Annotated in this window: 12 protein-coding genes; 7 read left to right on the forward strand and 5 right to left on the reverse strand. The window is 40.7% G+C overall.

Annotation, left to right across the window (positions count from 1 at the left end; all coding sequences use genetic code 11):
• Positions 1 to 108 precede the first annotated feature (108 nt).
• Positions 109 to 780: a Fe-S biogenesis protein NfuA gene (nfuA, locus tag FHK89_RS11895; RefSeq protein ID WP_230657844.1), complete on the reverse strand. Its 672-nt coding sequence runs from the start codon at positions 778 to 780 to the stop codon at positions 109 to 111.
• 754 nt (positions 781 to 1,534) lie between these two features.
• On the opposite strand from nfuA, the gene FHK89_RS11900 reads away from it, so the two are divergent.
• The 5 genes from FHK89_RS11900 (at position 1,535) to FHK89_RS11920 (ending at position 7,242) form a co-directional block, all read left to right on the forward strand.
• A complete protein-coding gene (locus tag FHK89_RS11900; RefSeq protein ID WP_230657841.1) occupies positions 1,535 to 2,467 on the forward strand; it encodes an alpha/beta fold hydrolase in 933 nt (310 codons plus the stop codon).
• Between the two features lie 250 nt (positions 2,468 to 2,717).
• A complete protein-coding gene (locus FHK89_RS11905; protein WP_230657839.1) occupies positions 2,718 to 3,746 on the forward strand; it encodes a bifunctional nicotinamide-nucleotide adenylyltransferase/Nudix hydroxylase in 1,029 nt (342 codons plus the stop codon).
• Between the two features lie 49 nt (positions 3,747 to 3,795).
• Positions 3,796 to 4,740 carry a metallophosphoesterase family protein gene (locus FHK89_RS11910; RefSeq protein ID WP_230657837.1) on the forward strand — a complete coding sequence of 315 codons (945 nt, stop codon included), beginning with the start codon at positions 3,796 to 3,798 and terminating at the stop codon, positions 4,738 to 4,740.
• 132 nt (positions 4,741 to 4,872) lie between these two features.
• On the forward strand, positions 4,873 to 6,270 hold the full coding sequence (locus FHK89_RS11915) for a nicotinate phosphoribosyltransferase (protein ID WP_230657835.1): 1,398 nt from the start codon (positions 4,873 to 4,875) through the stop codon (positions 6,268 to 6,270).
• Positions 6,271 to 6,432: 162 nt separating this feature from the next.
• Positions 6,433 to 7,242: an SGNH/GDSL hydrolase family protein gene (locus FHK89_RS11920; RefSeq protein WP_230657833.1), complete on the forward strand. Its 810-nt coding sequence runs from the start codon at positions 6,433 to 6,435 to the stop codon at positions 7,240 to 7,242.
• A gap of 20 nt (positions 7,243 to 7,262) precedes the next feature.
• Here the strand turns inward: FHK89_RS11920 and FHK89_RS11925 are convergent, their stop codons facing one another.
• From FHK89_RS11925 to FHK89_RS11940, 4 genes are all read right to left on the reverse strand, one after another.
• Complete coding sequence (locus tag FHK89_RS11925) at positions 7,263 to 8,468, reverse strand: multidrug effflux MFS transporter (protein WP_230657890.1); 1,206 nt, start codon at positions 8,466 to 8,468, stop codon at positions 7,263 to 7,265.
• Between the two features lie 487 nt (positions 8,469 to 8,955).
• Positions 8,956 to 9,768: a crotonase/enoyl-CoA hydratase family protein gene (locus tag FHK89_RS11930; RefSeq protein ID WP_230657831.1), complete on the reverse strand. Its 813-nt coding sequence runs from the start codon at positions 9,766 to 9,768 to the stop codon at positions 8,956 to 8,958.
• 40 nt (positions 9,769 to 9,808) lie between these two features.
• Entirely contained in the window at positions 9,809 to 13,228 is a 3,420-nt protein-coding gene (locus tag FHK89_RS11935) for a response regulator (protein WP_230657829.1), read from the reverse strand.
• 21 nt (positions 13,229 to 13,249) lie between these two features.
• Positions 13,250 to 17,257 carry a right-handed parallel beta-helix repeat-containing protein gene (locus FHK89_RS11940; protein ID WP_230660675.1) on the reverse strand — a complete coding sequence of 1,336 codons (4,008 nt, stop codon included), beginning with the start codon at positions 17,255 to 17,257 and terminating at the stop codon, positions 13,250 to 13,252.
• A 171-nt stretch (positions 17,258 to 17,428) separates the two neighbouring features.
• Between FHK89_RS11940 and cysM the strand changes: the two genes are divergently transcribed.
• Both cysM and FHK89_RS11950 read left to right on the forward strand, forming a co-directional pair.
• Positions 17,429 to 18,400 (forward strand): cysteine synthase CysM, encoded by a 972-nt coding sequence (cysM, locus tag FHK89_RS11945; protein WP_230657826.1) that lies wholly within the window; start codon positions 17,429 to 17,431, stop codon positions 18,398 to 18,400.
• Positions 18,397 to 19,227 carry a 3'-5' exonuclease gene (locus tag FHK89_RS11950; protein WP_230657825.1) on the forward strand — a complete coding sequence of 277 codons (831 nt, stop codon included), beginning with the start codon at positions 18,397 to 18,399 and terminating at the stop codon, positions 19,225 to 19,227. Before cysM ends, FHK89_RS11950 begins: the two co-directional genes overlap by 4 nt.
• The last annotated feature ends 188 nt before the right edge of the window (positions 19,228 to 19,415 follow it).

The following is a 19,415-nucleotide window of genomic DNA, read 5'->3' on the forward strand; positions in this document are numbered from 1 at the left end:
CTGGTTATCATAACTTAGCTTGTTTATGAATAAAATAAATTTTATTTACGTTAGTTATTATATTTTAATATAAGCAGAGGGTGATAAGACTTAGCCTTATTGTCAGCCTTATTGGTAATAGGCATTTTCAGTACGGGTGTGGTCAGTCTCATCGACCACTTGCATCAGCTCGGGAACTTGCTGTTTAAGCTGTACTTCTACCCCTTGGCGTAGGGTCATATCCACTGCCGAACAACCTTGACAACCACCACCAAATTTTAATACAGCCGTCAATCCTACGCCCTCTTCATCTAGCAATTCGACCAGTTGCACATTACCGCCATGTGAGGCTAAGTTGGGATTAATATCTGACTGCAACACATAATTGATGCGCTCTTCAACACTGGCATCTTCTCCCACTTTAGGGATTTTTGAGTTAGGCGCACGGAAAGTTAACTGCCCCCCAAAACGGTCTTTGTTATAGTCAATCACGGCATCTTCAAGATAAGGCACGGAGACCGCATCAATAAAAGCAGTAAAGTTTTCATAATGTAGCTGCAAATCAGCCTCATCTTCTTCACCTGGCTGATTATAAGCCATACAGCACTCTGCTCGTGGCGTACCTGGGTGCTCGACAAAAATACGTACCCCAATACCATCTGTTTCTTGTTTTGCCAAAAGCTCAGTCAAATACTCTTGTGCTGACTCAGTAATGGTGATGTTACTTTTAATCTCAGTTTGCTCGATGTCTAATGCTGACGTTTGCTCTGCATTGGCTGTGTCTGTATGGCTATCAGTCATAAGTTGACCTCATGTATTGAAAATTAAAAATAAGAATTGTCAACAAAATTGCCGAGAATGGCAAATATGACAAATATACAGTTTCATTATGGCGTTGATTGCAAAATAATCAAGGGAATACTACTTATGAAGATTAATAACACCGAGAAAAAATGAGCGCAAACAATAGCACTTATCTTCAGATAAGTCTGATAAACCCAAGAAACGCGCCATGTTTTCAAGCCATAGTGCCAGCTAATGATTATTGTTAATGCTCAAACTTACGTTTTTATCACTATAAACCTAAAAAGTGACCCACTAGGCATTAGATTTTTATAGTAGCAGCGATTGCTATGGCGTATTTTAAGAACCTGTATTCATAATCCAAAATCAGGGGAATTTTAAACTAAAATTGTGTAATACAAGGCAAATTTTGGGGCGAATAGTCACTCTATTTAACCCAAAATTTAACGCCGTAGTACGTCTATTTTAGGCAAAAAGCCACCATTATGGGTTGTGAATACAGGTTCTAACTATCAGCTATTTTTTGTGTATCTAAGTATGTTAAAAATCAATACATAGGTAGATATAGTCAAGTCAAGATAATACTTTTACAAGGAAAACGAGCGAAGGTGTAACTGTTTTTATAAAAGCAGGTACTGCGAGCGAGTTTGACTTTGTGCCAGTTTTGTATTAAGTCGACTATATATCAAGGAAGATAAAACCATAACCTTATGCAAGGTTATAAAAAAGGTTATAAAAAGGGAGCGTTTTTATGATTACTGAGAGTTTAACTTTAGTAACCACGCCAGATATTGAGCAAGTGGCTGTGTGGAAAGTCGCTGATACCAACAATAAAGATAAAGTCAGTGAGGATATAAACAATGCTTCTGCGGCTAACATTCATAATATCAGCACCACTCAAAACGCAAGCAAAAACATACTGTTGCTACATGGTGCATTTTCAGATAAACGTATCCATTTAGGTATTGCCCACTATTTAGCCGAGCATGGTTATCACTGCTATATTATGGAATGGCGTGGACATGGCAATAGCCCAAAACCTAAAAAAGAGTTTAACCTTGAAACCATTGCATTAAATGATGTCGCAGCAACTTTTGACTATTTATTTAATGAGCTTAACCTGCCAGCCATTCACTGTGTGACTCATAGCGGTGGTGGTATGTGCCTCACGATGTTTTTGCTACAAAACAAAGTCTACATTAATAAAGTCAAAAGCATCAGCTTATTTGCTTGTCAGGCGTATGGCGCAGCCACTACCCCAAAAGCATTTACCAAAGTATTACTAAGCAAAACCATGACCTTAACGCTTGGTTATCTACCTGCCATTAAAATGAAATTAGGGCCAATTAATGAAAGCTACTACACCATGAAACAATGGTTTAATTGGAACTTAGGCAGAAACTTTCATAGTACCGATGGCAAATTTAATTATCGTCAGCACATGCAGCAGATGACGATGCCTATTTATGCTATTGCCGCCACAGGCGATGACTTTGTCGCACCACCCAGTGGTTGCTTACTGTATCTAAACGACTATCAAAATCTTAATAATCAGTTTCGTGAATTTGGGATAGATAATGGAGATTTGGATAATTACTCCCACAGCCGAATATTAATGAGTCGTAACGCTGCCAAGGAGGTTTGGCCAACGGTGCTGGCATGGATTGAAAAACACAACCAGTAACTCAGGGAACAATAAGATATGGATATAGGCAATCAAAACAAAATAATCAAATCAATATAACTTGCCAATATAATTTACCAGCCTCATTTTTACGCATCATCAATTGATAAAGCCGTCAATAAGCTTGCTTAACTTGTGAAAATATCCTCACTTATGTCAGTATGGTGCTATGATAGATGGCTTGATTATTGCCAATGCTAATTAATATTGCCGATTACAACAAAAGTTTTACTGCAAGGAGTTTGCGTTTATGAGTGCTTCATCTGAACGTCATTTTAAATATCTCGTCTTTATTGGTCGCTTTCAGCCATTTCATCTTGGGCATAAAGCCGTGGTTGATGAGGCGTTACAACGTGCTGATAATGTCATCATGCTGATTGGTTCAGCAAATCTGCCCCGTAGCCTGCGTAATCCGTTTAGCGTAGTAGAACGCTCACAAATGATTAAAGGGGCATATTCAGATGATGAAGCCGCACGTATTCACTGTGTGGGACTCGATGATGCCTTATATAATGATACTCGCTGGCTACAATATGTGCAGGCAGCAGTAAAATCTGTCACTGGGGATTTGACTTCCGATATTGGTCTTATCGGACATTCTAAAGACAGCTCTTCTTATTACCTATCATTGTTCCCTAACTGGGCGGCAATCTCTGTACCCAATTATAAAAACCTATCTGCCACTCCGATTCGTGAAGGCTATCTGATGGGTGCAACACCAACACCTGAGCGTACTCCTGATTCTACTCGCAAGGTGCTAGATACATTTAAAAAAACCGAGGAATACAATCAACTGCAAGAAGAAGCATGGTTTGTTGATAAATACAAAAAACAATGGGAAGACACCCCCTATCCACCTACCTTTATGACTGCCGATGCGGTGGTGGTACAATCAGGACATATCTTATTGGTAGAGCGGCGTAGTATGCCAGGGCGTGGACTGTGGGCATTACCGGGTGGCTTTGTCAATCAAAAAGAAACTTTGCTAGATGCGTGTATTCGTGAGCTACGTGAGGAGACCCGCTTAAAAGTACCCGAGCCTGTGCTACGTGGCTCACGTCACAGTCAGCATACTTTTGATGACCCGTACCGCTCTGCTCGTGGGCGCACCATCACCCAAGCGTTTTATTTTCAGCTAAAAAGTGATGCCAGTGGTCTGCCTAAAGTCAAAGGCGGCGATGATGCAGCGCAAGCATTTTGGCTACCGCTTGCGGAGCTTGACCCTAAGCAAATATTTGAAGACCACTACGCTATTATTTGCAAAATGGTGGGTTTGTAGTTTTTTAAAAGCTTTTTAGAAAATTCTTGATAGTTTGGAGAGGGCAAGTTTGTTAAGAGTTGCTATTTTTGCTGACATTCATGGTAAGTTTTTATTGCCATTTAAGTTGGTTGCGCATTATCAAAAAACCACAGGCAAATCCATTGATTTGATTTTGCAATGTGGCGATATGGGGGCTTTTCCTGATAAATCTCGTATGGATAAAGCCACCCTTCGCCATGCTCAAAATGACCGAGATGAACTAGGATTTATTGATGGCTTTGCTTATGTTCATACTGAGATTGCGCAGTTTTTAGATGAACTAAATGTCGATATGCTGTGTGTGCGTGGCAATCATGAAGACCATGAATTTTTGGATAAATTAGAGGAAGATGCAAGCTTTTTAAAGCAGCCTGCCTATCCGATTGATGCTTACAATCGAGTATGGGTGTGTCGCACTGCCATACCCATTGTCATTCAAAGCAAAGCCAATACACCAAAAGAGTCGAAAAACTTTGCTGGATTAAAACCTCAACACAAAAAAGACACGCATAATACAAAGCAACATACAGACAATGATAGCCTAACAATGGTTGGTGTGGGGCGCATTGGTGATAGAAAAGGACGCACCCACCCACAGTATATTCAAGATTATGAACGCCAAGCATTAAAAAAATTAGCAAAAAATGCCCAAGAATTTGATGTACTTGTTACTCATGATAAAAGCTCAGACAGTCATCGTGGTTATGGCTCAGCAGAAATCAAAGAGCTACTCAATCACGTGGCTTTTGCTTATCATTTTTATGGGCATACAGGTGAGCCATTTTCACAAACGCTCGATGACAATGGCATTACCCAATCAGTCAAAGTCAGAGAGCTTGAGTTTAATAGTCATGGCAAATTGGAAGCTGGCTGTATGCTGATTTTAGAAAAATCAGCCGATAAATTAATGCTCACCCCTGTGCCATTAAATGATATGATTGGCTTTATGAAAAATACATGGCATTATTTATAATCGCTTTACTATTTTTAGTTTTTATTATTAGTTTTCCCCAAGCCGATAGACGGCAAGGGTCTTTCGTTACCCTACGCTTGTAAGCTTGCATGGCAAGATAGAGGTAACATTATCAAACAGAGGAGTTCTGTTATGTTCACCAGTAATTTTAACAACCTAATTTTAAATGCTGACAGCTACAAAGCATCACACTGGCTGCAATATCCGCCTGATAGCGAATATATGTCCAGCTATGTTGAAGCCCGCAAAGGTGACTACGATGTGCTGTTTTTTGGTCTGCAAGCCTATATTAAAGAATACTTACAAGCCCCCATCACCACTGCCCATATTGATGAAGCAGAACAAATCATCACTGCGCATGGTTTACCCTTTAATCGCTCAGGTTGGGAGCTGTTAGTCAGTAAACATGGCGGTTATCTACCTCTGCGTATTCAAGCTGTCCCCGAAGGCAGCATTGTGCCTGTATCCAATGTGGTGTGTCAGGTGGTTAATACTGACCCTGAGTTTTATTGGCTGCCAAGCTATCTAGAGACCTCATTATTACGAGCGATTTGGTATCCCTCAACGGTGGCAAGTTTGTCTTATTACTGCAAAAATATCATCAAAAATGCGCTAGAAAAATCAGCGGATAATACAGCAGGTTTGCCCTTTAAGCTGCATGACTTTGGGGCGCGTGGTGCGTCTAGCATGGAAACGGTAGCTTTAGGCAGTTTGGCGCATTTGGTTAATTTTTCTGGTACAGACAGCATGACCGCATTGGTCGCTGCTAGTCGTTGGTATGGCATGAATGATGAGATGCCTGCCTTTTCAATCCCTGCTGCTGAACACAGCACCATGACCGCATGGGGACGAGAGCATGAAGAGCAAGCTTTCGCCAATATGCTGGAGCAGTTTGGTGGTGAAGGCAAAATTGTCGCTGTGGTATCAGACAGTTATGATTTATGGAATGCCATCGACCACATTTGGGGTGAGACGCTCAAAGAAGAAGTCAAAAATATGGGCGGCACCTTGGTGATACGTCCTGACAGTGGCGACCCTGCCAAAGTGGTGCGTGAGGCTTTAGAGCGTTTGGCAGTCAAATTTGGTACGGCCACTAACAGCAAAGGCTATAAAGTATTGCCCGATTATGTGCGTCTGATTCAAGGGGACGGCATCAATCCTCAAAGCCTTGGTAAAATTTTAGATACCATTATGCAAGCAGGCTTTAGTGCCGATAATGTCACCTTTGGAATGGGTGGTGGACTACTACAGCAAGTGACTCGTGATACCATGAGCTGGGCAATGAAAGCCAGTGCGGTGCAAATCAATGGTGAATGGAAAGATATCTTTAAAGACCCTATTACCAGTCGCTCAAAACGCTCGAAAAAAGGACGTTTGGCACTTATCAAAGATGAGAATGGCAATACAAAGACCATCAAAGAAAATACACTTGGTAGTGAGGATAACAACCTGCTACAAGATGTGTTTGTTGATGGTAAATTATTGGTTGATGAGTCATTAACCACCATTCGTCAGCGGACAGGTTGGTAGGTAGTTTTGATTGTAGTTTTATTTAAGGTAGTGATCTACTAAATATCACCATTATCCAGTGACTACTGCTTATAAATTATGTGTTTTAGAAATGGCTTTCATTGGTTATGATGAAAGCCATTTTTTAGATTTAAGAGATTTTAGATTTAAGAGAATGTTTCTATGCAACTAAAAGATATCGCTTTAGTTCCCATCTACCTTTATCAAGGTAAAAAACTACAACGCAGCGTGGTTCGCCTACCCGAAGCTGAGGGTGAGCGTCATGGCAGCACTGCATTGTCTTCATCATTGACAGAGACCGACTCAAAACAAACTGAATCAAAGCAAACCGAATCAAAGCAAAAAGACAAATTAAATTTGATGATTATCGGTGACTCATCGGCTGCGGGTGTGGGCGTAGATTCACAAAAAGAGGCACTGATGGGACAGCTACTGACCGCCTTACAAAAACAACCTCTATCGGCACAGTTTAGCCACATTCACTGGTCACTGTATGCCACCACAGGACACACCAGTTTTGATATTTTGCATAGGCTTTATGTTCTGCCATTACCAACCACAGCGATAGACATTATGGTGATTGTGGTGGGTGTTAATGATGCCACCAAAAATGTCTCGACAACGCTTTGGCAAACTCAGCTACAGCAAATCATTACCATTGCCCAGCGTAAATTTAAAGCCAAACAAATCATATTTTGTAGCCTACCACCCATGGCACAAATGCCTGCCCTACCTGCACCGCTAAATCAATTTATTGCTGCAAAAGCGGCTCGACTTGATATGTTATTACAAAGAGTATGTCAACAATCGTCTGCGGTGAATTATTTTAACTTTAACCTTGATGAGTTTATTAATGATAAGGACACAACAAAATGGTTTGCCAAAGATGGCTTTCACCCTAGCGGCGTCACCTACACGCAATGGGGACAGCAATTGGCACAGCATATTAATAATATGCTATATCAACACTAACCACATATCATCAACAACAATTATGCAGCACTATCTAGGTTTAAATTACGATTGATACGAAATACTAAAAACGTACCCAAGCTCATCAAGATAAACATGGTGAGTCCTAATTTAAAGACAGGATTGGCAGGGAATAAATTCAGTAATAGCCCTCCAAAGATACCCACCGCAAACATCATCGAGCCTTGTAGCGCACTTGCCATACCTGCACGGTGCTTTTGAAAAGCTAAGGCAATGGCGGCAGCATTTGGCTGAGTTAAACCAAGCCCTGCAATACAAAAGAAAATACATACCAGTACTAAGGGTAGCCAAGCAGAAGCCCCATATATTACGCCTAATAAAAACAACATGGCTGATGCAAACATTTGTACCACCGCACCAAAGCGCAATAAGCTGACTAAGCGAAAGCGATTGGTCAGCCATTGATTCACCTGAGTTAAACCAATAAACCCTGCCGCATTCATACCAAAAATAATGCTAAATTGCCCCTCACTTAGCCCATAGCCGTCCATCAATAGCTCTGAGGCGGCACTGATATAAACAAACATTGCCCCCATCAGCAAACCTGCACCAATGGCAGGATAGCCAAAGGTAGGATCTTTTAGCAAGTCATAATATTGGCTCAGCACGGTTGACATGGGACGATAGTTACGATCTTCGGGTTTGAGGGTCTCAGAAAAAAAGAATTTGGTCAAAAGCAAGTTAAGCACCCCAAATCCTGCCAAAAACCAAAAAATGGCATGCCAATCAAAAAATTGTAATAGCACAGCCCCCAATGAAGGAGCAAGAATGGGAGCTATCCCCATCACTAATATCATAATGGAAAATGCCTTGGCTGTTTGTTTCGGCGGCAAGGTATCACGTATCGCTGCTCGTGTGACCACTGCCCCCACACAGGCACCCAATGCCTGCAAAGTACGCCCTGCAAATAAAACATATTCACTATTGGTTGTGGCACACAAGATAGAGGCTATAACATAGACAGCCATGCCAAAATACAACGGCTTGACCCGTCCTACTCGGTCACTTAATGGTCCATAAAATAACTGACCTACAACCAGACCAACAAAATAGGCAGGTACTGAATTGGAAATAACAGCAGTGGTTACGCCAAAATCTTTTGCCATCGCAGGCAAGGCAGGTAAATACATATCTATCGACAAAGGACCAATGGCGATAATTAACCCAAGCATCATCACCCATACCACTGGAAATTTTGGTGGCATGGTGTCAGAATCCACTATCGAATCTTGAGGCGTTTGTGTTGTTTTATCTAAATTATCTACAGACATAAAAAGCACCAAAACAGACACTTATCAACTCTTATACCAACTCTAAAAATAATAACTTAGCAAGGTGTCATAAAACAGATTCTCTAAACCACTAAATATCACTGACAAAGCTTAAAATTTTTAGACTAGGTATTATAATAGTCGAAGAAGATTAAAACAGATACAAGGCGACCAAGTGCAGATAGTAGCGTCGTACAGCAAACAAGGGCAACACCGTAGCCGTTTAGTAGTTCTTTGACTATAGTTGAATGAACGAAACAAGCACTACCTATTGGCAGTGCTTGCAAAAGATATAAAAAATTAAAAATATAAAAAAATGATGACACTAACAAGTCAGAAAAATATCATTTACCAATTATCTTATACAAAAGAGGAAATGAATTTGGGCGATGACGCCCATTCTAGTTAAGTCTAGTTCGACTTAATTAAACTGACGCTTGCGAAATTTGGTCGCCGCATCACGCGCTTTTTTAAGCGCCAACTTACGATTATACCCCAACATCAGCTTAAGCTGCCAAAATTTTTCTTGATATAAGGTTAATGCTGACTGAGCATACATCTGATTAATCATACGCTTACTTGCCAATACCGCATCGGGTGAGCGGCTAGAGAGCTCCTCTGCTAACTGCGTTGCATACGCCAATGGCTCATCACTTACATGGGTCACCAATCCTAGCTGATGCGCTTCCTGCCCCTCTATCATACGTGCACTCATCGCAAGCTCTTTGAGCACATCAGCATTTACTACACCCAATGCTGCTTGCGTCAGTCCCATATCAGCTACTAAGCCCCACTTGGCTTCCATCACTGCAAATTTGCAATCGGCAGTGCTAATACGAATATCTGTACCCAATGCTAACTGTAGCCCTGCTCCTAAACAATGCCCTTGCAACACACAGATAACAGGTACTGGCACATCACGCCAAATCAAACACACTTTTTGAAAATGACTCTGCCAAGGCTTGGCAAGCTCCCAAGCGGCGTATAACTGATTTTTGGGGTTATTCAAGTCTCCTAAGTCCAATCCTGTACAAAACGTCTGCTCTGCCCCTTTTATAATCACCGCACGTATATCACGCTGCTTGCCCACTTGTTTTGCAATGCTTATTAGCTCATCAACCATAACAAAGCTCATGGCATTTTTTTTCTCAGGACGCTGCAAAGTGAGATGTAAAATATGACCACTCATCTCTACTGCTAATGTTTGATACGATTGCGAAGTCAGGGATTCCATAATGTTCCTTATATACACGATTTTATATATATCATGATGGCTATATCATTTTCCAAGTCATGTCATTTTCGCTCAGCTTATCATAATTCAGTTCAGGGTATTGAGACTTATCCAAGACTTGCAAGTTATGTAATGCTTCTAGTAGCACATCATATTTCGGCTGCAACATGGCAAATTGCGCTGGAGTGGTATGCTGTATATTTAACAGGCATTTATCTTCAAAGTCTTGGCTGGCTTGGCGTAGCTGCGGCACTCCTGTATAACGACACGCCCCCAAGATGCGATGAGCAATTTGCGCCAACTCTGCTCGGTCACGCATCTCCCATGCAGCTTGTAATGCTTCTAGCTCTTCTTCTACTGAATCTATCATCATTAATGCCAGTTTTGCTGCCAATTCTGGTTTATTGGCAGAGCGGGTCATGGCATCTTGCCAATCAAATATCGCTAAGCTATTTTTGTCTTGTGTTTGCTCAGCAGCATTGATATTGCTTTGTTCTGTTATATTATAAGTTTGGTTGTTATCTGTCTGATTTGAATCGATGACAGACAGGCAATGACCATTTATTACTTGCCCTTGATTGGCAGCATGACCACCCAACCATTTTTGTAAAATCTGTAATAGTTGCGGTTGGCTAATCGGCTTACCAACATAGTCATTAATCCCCGCTGCCATCAAATTATCACGCTCATCTGATAGACCATGTGCAGTTAAAGCAATGATGGGAGTTTTCTTACCTGAGCTTTCAATTTTACGAATTTGCTGGGCTGCTTCATGCCCTGATAGCCTTGGCATCTGGATATCCATAAATATTAAGTCTATATTATCCTTACTACTATCGGCAGCAGATTTTTCACCAGACTGCTTTTGCTGTCGCGCTTGCTGCTTACTCATAATTTCAATGGCATCATAACCACTATTGGCAGTAATCACCTCAATCCCCAGCTCAGATAACAATGCATCAAGTACCAATAAATTAGGCAAATGGTCATCGACAGCCAACACCTTCACACCCTGCCAGCGGGGTGTATCTATTGGTGCCACTTGCGAACGCTTTCTAGTATCTAGTAGCGCATATAATTGACGTTTGTTTAATGGTTGATATAAAGATTTTGCTTTATAGCGTCCTAGTAACGTATTGTCTAATGCCACCTGATAGCCAAATATGGCAAGCTTACCTTGATAATGCAATCTGATTTGTTTTAATAAAGCCGCCATGTCCTCTTGTGCCTCGGTATCTCCCCCATCGACAATCACCCAATCCCATGCGTTATTTTTCTCTTTGAGCCACTCAAGAGCGCTGGCAAGCGAGCTGGCTTGGGTCATCTCAATGGGCAAAGGACGCAAACTGGCTTTGAGTACTTGCTGACTTGCAACATGGTCTATCCAGACCAATAGTTGCAATGGTGCATCAAGACTATCACTCAATGGACGCAGTTGTGGCAAGATGGTCGCTTGTGATTCTTGCTCCATCATCTCAATCACATCGACATTGGCTGGCATGGTAAACCAAAAAGTAGAGCCTTTTTGGGGACGCTTTAACCCTTGCACATTACCAGCCACACTACCTGTAATATCTTGGCTTAACTGGGCACGCTCATTATCATAAAAACCAATATTGCCACCCATCAATCGGGTCAACTGCTTGGAAATCACCAGTCCCAAGCCTGTACCACCGTACTGGCGAGTAATCGAGGGGTCACCTTGACTAAAGCTACGAAATAACTGTTTTTGTGCGGTCTCTGAGATACCACGCCCTGAATCTTGTATGGCAATTAAAATTCGATTATCAATACTGCTAGCGGCATGATGAATATTCGCTACAGTATTGGCATTATCTGTACTATTAACCTTGTTAGCATTGTTAGCACCATTAGCATGATTTGTATTGTTAGCATCATTTGCACTGCTGCTATTATCCACCTGTTGGTCTTTTGACTCTGTGGCTGGCTTTGACTGATTCACATCAGATTGATTCATAATAAGTCTGCTGGCTGCTGTCTCATGGACACCTTCATCAAGACTGACTCGAACCACAACCTCACCCATATCGGTAAATTTAATCGCATTACTCACCAAGTTTGTTAATATCTGCTTGACTCGCAACGCATCACCAACGATTTGTTTGGGGACATCATCATAAAACATCACTGCCATACGCAGTCCCTTCTCCGCAGCCAAAGGTGACAGCATGTCCATGACTTCATATATGGCATCGTACAAACTAAACTCATGCCTATCGAGCACCAGCTTGCCTGCTTCAATTTTGGAAAAATCCAACACATCGTTGACCAATGCCAATAAATGAGCCGATGATTTACGAATGGTTTGCACATATAAATCCTGCTCAGCGGTCAGCTTACCATGACGTGCCAATAGATTAATAAAGCCATCAATACTATTGAGTGGGGTACGCAGCTCATGGCTAATATTTGCCAAAAAGGCAGATTTTGCTTGACTGGTAGAAACCGCTGCATCACGGGCATTACGAATAGAGATGTTTTGCATCTCCATCTCATCAAAGGCAACCCGCAAATCATCTTCGGTTTGCTCAGCATGATTTTTTAGCTCTTGAAAACTAGAATGAATACGCCGTAGCGCTTTTACCAAATCTTGTTGTAATTGATTCAGCTCACCACTCGATTCTGCATCTAAAGGTTGATATAAATTATCAGTATTCGTCCGCTGCAAATACAAGCGCATCTCATAAATGGGGGTAATCCAGCGTTTGGCATAAATATTTAAGCTCAGTAGCAATATCAAGATGGTAAATAGCCCCGTGACCACCAATGCCAATAAAATTCGATAGCGTGCAATGTGCAGTGGCTCATCATCCATATCAACAAATAACCAATATTTGTGTCGACCACTACCCTGACCATATTCACCCAAAAGGCTGCCGTATGCCGTACCTGTCGTAGTTTGTAGATTTTCAATCAAATCTTGTTGTGGTGAGAATTTACCCCAAGGTTTGTCCTCTTTATGACCAGCAGTAATCAACACTCGTCCTGTCTCATCAATAACCGCTATACGTTGCAGATGATTTTCATTGTTTATACTGGTCAAAATTCTTTGAAAGCGACTATAATTTTCTTGCTTATCATCTAAAACAGACGATTCATCAAGTATCGCTGACGCATTTATTGAAGAATCTGCCGTTGTCATCTTCTCAACATGATTAGCCAAATCTATAGCAGACTCTTGTAGGCTATCTTGTTCTGCCTCGCTTTCTTCATCTTGACTTAGCTCATTCAATAATAACGGCATCATTTGTTGTACCACTGGCTCATAACGCACCAATGCTGCCTCCGCCAATGCTCGCTGCTCTGAGCGCACGGCAGTATTGGTTTCAGAAAACACCAGCACAGCACCAACGCCTGCTAACACACAGATGGGAAAGAATACCAGCAATATCAATTGCCCATAAGCACTACTAAAATCAAAGCGTTTTTTATATGCCATTATTTATCCAGTTGGTTGACACTAATTAGGAATATCTGCTGCTTCAATCAGTTGTAAATCAGCGGTAGGGTCACTCATCATACGCATGGAGTGATTTTCAATGATTTGCTCAAAGACGGTGCGTACAAATCGACCATTACCAAAGTGTGCATCACGATTTTGATATGCTTGGGTAAAATGATTCAATACTTTTTGGCGGGCAGCTTCACTTAATCGATACAACCCTTTTTCACTAAAAAGCGCAAAAATTTGCAATAAATCTTTTGGCTGGTAATCCTCAAAATCTACTGTCCGTGTAAAGCGTGAGCTAAGTCCTGGGTTTGACTGGAGAAAACGTTGCATCGGCTGTGTATAACCAGCCACAATCACTGCCAAGCTCTCACGATGGTCTTCCATCTGTTTTAATAGTGTATCAATCGCCTCTTGCCCAAAGTCATTACCCTCTTTAACCAATGAATACGCTTCATCAATAAACAGCACACCGCCCATCGCTTCTTTGATTTTTGCCAAAGTTTTGGGGGCTGTCTGCCCCACATACTCTGCCACCAAATCAGCTCTATCCGTTTCTACTACCTGAACAGAGTTTAACAGTCCCAACCCATAATAAATCTTACCCATAATACGAGCGACCGTGGTCTTCCCCGTACCTGGATTACCTGTAAATACCAAATGCAAACTGATGGGTAGTGCGGGTAGATTGGCTTGTTTGCGACGTTTTTGCGTCTGAATAAAATTGGTCAATTTATGGATTTCATATTTCACATTTTCCAATCCAATCAATGCTGACAACTCTTGCATGCCCTCATCAAGCATGGTCTGCCTTTGTGCCTCTTTGTCATCTAGTATAATATCCATATCTTCTATACCAGCCATGACATCTTTTGCTTCTATCTGATAGCCACTCATAATATTTTGCTGAAACACACGTAAGCTTAATGCTTCATAAATCTTGCTAAACAAGGTACGGATTTGCCGTGCATTACCAAAATTTTCATCACGGCTTTGATACATGGCATCAACCACCTCTTTGACTTTTAGACGCCCTTGTTCTGAAATATCCAGACATTCTTGCTCACGGATTTGCTCAAATATTTGTAGCAACTCCTCAGCATTATAATCCTCAAATTCAATCATGCGTGTAAAACGAGAAGCCAAGCCGGGGTTTGAGTCGATAAATTTTTGCATCGGCTTGGTATAGCCTGCGACAATCACCACAAATTTATCGCGATTATCTTCCATTTGTTTGAGTAGGGTATCAATCGCTTCTTGCCCAAAGTCATTGCCACCTTTTGCCAAGGTATATGCTTCATCAATAAATAGCACTCCGCCCATCGCTTCGTTGATTTTTGCTAATGTTTTGGGAGCAGTATGTCCAATATATTCTCCTACCAAGTCGGCTCTATCTACCTCTACCACAGTATCTGACTGCAACACGCCCAGCGCATAAAATATGCGCCCTATAATACGAGCAACCGTGGTTTTCCCCGTCCCAGGATTGCCAGTAAATACCAAATGTAAGCTGGTGGTTGCTACCTCAAACCCTTGCTTTTTTCTCATTTCTTGAAAATTGACAAAGGCAATAATCTTTTTTATTTCCTCTTTCACACATTGCAAACCAATCAGATCATTAAGTGCTTGTAAGCTTTGTTGCAAAGCAGCATGTTCATTGATAGTTTCAACACCTGTTTTATTGCTTACCTCAGCAACAATTTCATCACCTAACTGAGAAGAGCTTATATCTTGTAATTGCTGCTCTTTTTCACTGTCACTTTGAAGCGATAATGACACATTGCCATCATATTGATAGGACTTTAGTGGACTACCAATAATCTCTATTCTTGCTAAATCTTCTGACTTTGCCACATAATCATGATTGTTAAAACTACAACTTGTTGCCTGAATATGACTGTTCTCATTGGCATGTATTAACCAATAGTTGATATTATTTTTAAATACACACTCAGTCAATTTAATGTGACTGTCTTGTTTCGTATACACAGGATGATGATTGGTAATATCTATAAAGCGACAGTATTCTATTAAAGCCTTTCCTTTATCAAGATAAATCGTACTAAAGTCACCTTTAAATGTACTGTCAGTAATATCAGCATAACTATCGGTTTGTAAGGCAACAGCAGGATAATCTTCAGTCTGAAACTCACAACGCACCATATCTATATGGCTTTTTTCAAATGCATTAATACCATTGCCGTTTTTTATTCCTAAAAACTGGCTATCACCTATTATCAATTTTGAGTCACTTAACCATAGCACTGGAAAATTTTTGATGGCTTTAAATAAACATTCATCAATATTGACCACACTTTTTTGCTCTGCATACACTGGGTTATATTTATCAATATCTACAAACTGACAACCTGATAAAGTCACGGTCGCTTGTGTACTACATACATTTGAATTGCCCCCTTTAAACACACTATCAACAATATTTGCCTGTGTCGTTGGGTGCAAATAAATCGCAGGATGATTGAGTATTTGAAATTCACAATCGCTTACTTGGATATCACTTTGCTCATATATATTAATGGCATTGGTACTAAGCTGTAAAAACTGACTGTTTTTTATGTTTAACGTTGAATGTTTTAACCACACTGCTGGGAAATTAATAACATTTTGAAAGAGACAATGATCAATATTAACCACACTTTTTTGCTCAGCATACACTGGATTATATTTATCAACATCTACAAACTGACAGCCTGATAAAGTCACGGTCGCTTGTATACTACACACATTTGAATTGCCCCCTTTAAACACACTATCAACAATATTTGCCTGTGTCGTTGGGTGCAAATAAATCGCAGGATGATTGAGTATTTGAAATTCACAATCGCTTACTTGGATATCACTTTGCTCATATATATTAATGGCATTGGTACTAAGCTGTAAAAACTGACTATTTTTTATATCTAACTTTGTCTCTTTTAACCATATTGCTGGGAATTTAACAATATTTTCAAAGATACAGTCTTTGATCATTATATCGCTCATGTTCTCAGCATACACTGAATTAGATAATTCAATCCCATCAAACTGACACCCAACCAGTGACAGTTTTGCTTGTAAACTCTTAATCGACGAATAGCCCCCTTGAAAACGACTATTGACAATATTAGCTTGACTACCTGAATTTAAACCAATAGCTGGAGTAGTTGGGGTCTGAAACTGACAGTTTTCTACTTGTAGTTGGCTATTTCTGGATACCAAAATCGCATTTCTTTGTATACTTTCTACAAATTGACTGTTTTTTATCTCTAATTTTGAATTGCTTAGCAATATTGCTGAATGGTTGGGAATATTTTTAAACTCACAGTCATCAATACTGATATGACTTGATTTCTCAGCACGTACTGGAGAGTCCTTATCAATATCGATAAACTGGCATTTTGTCAATGTTGCAGTTGCTTGGCTACTATAAACAAACGACTTGCCGCCTTGAAACACACTACCAATAATATCTGCTTGAGTTTCTGGATGTAAATAAATAGCTACATAATAGTCTTGAATACAAAACTGGCAGTTTTTTACTTGTATATGACTATTCTTACTGATACTAATTGCATTGCTTTTTATACTTTCTATAAACCGACTATTTTTTATCTCTAGTGTGGAATCAATTATCGCTATTGCTGCATATTTAGTAATATTTTTAAACTCACAGTCACTAATACTAATATCGCTGCATGGCTCAGCATATACTGGATTACCTTTGTCAATATCGATAAATTGACACTGGATAATGTCCAGACTACTTTGTTTTACTATGACTATGCCCTGCACAAACTGAAGGTGCTTAACAGCACATCGCACCTCTTCAAACGTCAAAACTCCGCTAATCATTGCAGGATTATTCGGATCTTCTGCGATAATGGTAATATCTTGAGATATAACCTCTTCAATATGATACTGTCCACCTGATAAGACGATGGTATCACCTGATTTTGCAACTTGTAACGCCTTTTCGATATTATACTTAAACAGTCCTTTACCTACTTTTAATGTTGCCATATTTGCTCTCAATCATATAATTTAACACCAATATCCAGATACCCATCATCAGCAAATCATTTTATAACGAATAAAAACTAAACCCAACTCTTATCCCGATTGAAGCCACAAAATGCTATAATCTGCTCAATTTTTATTATTTTATCTTTATTGATTAAGTTGAGAATTACCATGTCAAACGCTCAGTCAAGTGCGCAAACATCTAACCAAGCAGAGCACATTAACCGTATCACTACTCTATCTGATTGCGTGGGCAATACCCCACTCGTTGCCCTACACCAGCTACCACAAAGCGAAGGCATTGGTGATAACATACAGCTACTTGCTAAGCTCGAAGGCAATAATCCTGCCAGCTCTGTCAAAGACCGCCCTGCTTTTAACATGATATTTCAAGCTGAAAGTCGTGGTGACATCAAACCTGGTGACACTCTTATCGAAGCCACCAGTGGCAATACAGGCATTGCCCTTGCTATGGTTGCTGCGATGCGTGGTTATAAGATGATACTGCTGATGCCCACCAACTCTACCCAAGAACGTAAAGACGCCATGGCAGCTTATGGTGCAACCCTTATTGAAGTTGATGATGGTATTGAAGCCGCTCGAGACCAAGCACAACAACTGGCAGATGCGGGAAGAGGCATCATCTTAAACCAATTCTCTAACCCTGATAACAGCGACGCGCACTATCACACCACAGGGCCTGAACTGTGGCAGCAAACTGATGGTAAAATCACCCATTTTATTAGTTCAATGGGTACGACAGGTACTATCTCTGGCACAGGAAAATACCTCAAAGAGCAAAACCCTGATATTCAAGTTATCGGTCTCCAACCTGATGAAAATGCCTCAATTGCAGGGATTCGCCGCTGGTCGCCAGAATATCGCCCCGAGATTTTTGACAGCAAAGTCGTCGACCGCATTATGGATATCAGCCAGCATACCGCTGAAGTCTATATGCGCAAACTTGCCAAAACCGAAGGTATTCTTGCAGGCGTCTCCTCAGGAGCAGCAGCATGGGCAGCGCTACAAATTGCCCAAGAAATCCAACAACAAAACGCCGATGCTGTCATTGCCTTTATCGTCTGTGACCGTGGTGACCGCTACCTATCCACTGGGCTATACAACGTGGAAGACAAAGCATGAACCATTCATTTTTGACACTGCCTGAACAGATTTTAATCTTTGATATTGAAACCATTCCTGATTTGGATACAGGCAAACGCTTATATCCTCAGCTTGCTGCCTTATCAGATACAGATGCACTCACTGCCTTAACTGCCATGCGCCAGCAAGAAGCAAACACTACTTTTATGCGGTTGCCATTACACAAAATTGCCTGCTTATCCATGCTATGGGTTGATAGCAAACAACAACGATTTCGCCTAAAATCTTTTGCCTTAAATGACTATCAAGAAGCAGAGATTATCAACACCTTTTTTAATATTTTTGCCTCTGATAAAAAAGTAGAAAAACTGCCTAATATCGTCAGTTGGAATGGCAATGGCTTTGACATTCCCGTCATACAATACCGCGCCATGCACCACAAATTGACTGCCCCTGCCTTTTTTAATGATAAATTTCATAACGACTATAAATATAACAACTATGTTAACCGCTATCACACCCGCCATATAGACCTAATGGATAGGCTATCTATGTTTGGCGCATCGACTCGTCAGCAGCTTGATGTGATTGCAAGTCTTTGTGGTCTGGCTGGCAAACAAGACATTGATGGCTCAATGGTGGTGGACTTGGTACAAAACCAAGACTGGCACACGCTGACCACCTATTGTGAAAGTGACGTCATCAACACATGGCTACTGTATTTACGCTGGCAATTGCTGCAAGGCAATCTAACGTTAGACAGTCACAGCCAATGGCAAATGTTAACTCAGCACTATTTGCAAAGTATTACCAATAGCGATGGTTCACTGACTCACCAAGGATTTTTGGACAGTTGGCAAATGTAACCTAGCCAAAATTTCTCCTTTAAAGTTACTTATTTTCGGTTATCATACACACAGTTTTAATAATGCTTCAAAATTAAATATTTTATAGTTTTTCCCTCCCCCTAGCTCCCTCCCAGCAGGAGGGAGAAATTTCCCTCCCTCTTAGGGTAAGGGTTAGGGAGGGGACATACTTTTTAAAATATATAGCA

The sequence above is a fragment of the Psychrobacter sp. I-STPA10 genome, from assembly GCF_021012795.1.
Classification (GTDB): domain Bacteria; phylum Pseudomonadota; class Gammaproteobacteria; order Pseudomonadales; family Moraxellaceae; genus Psychrobacter.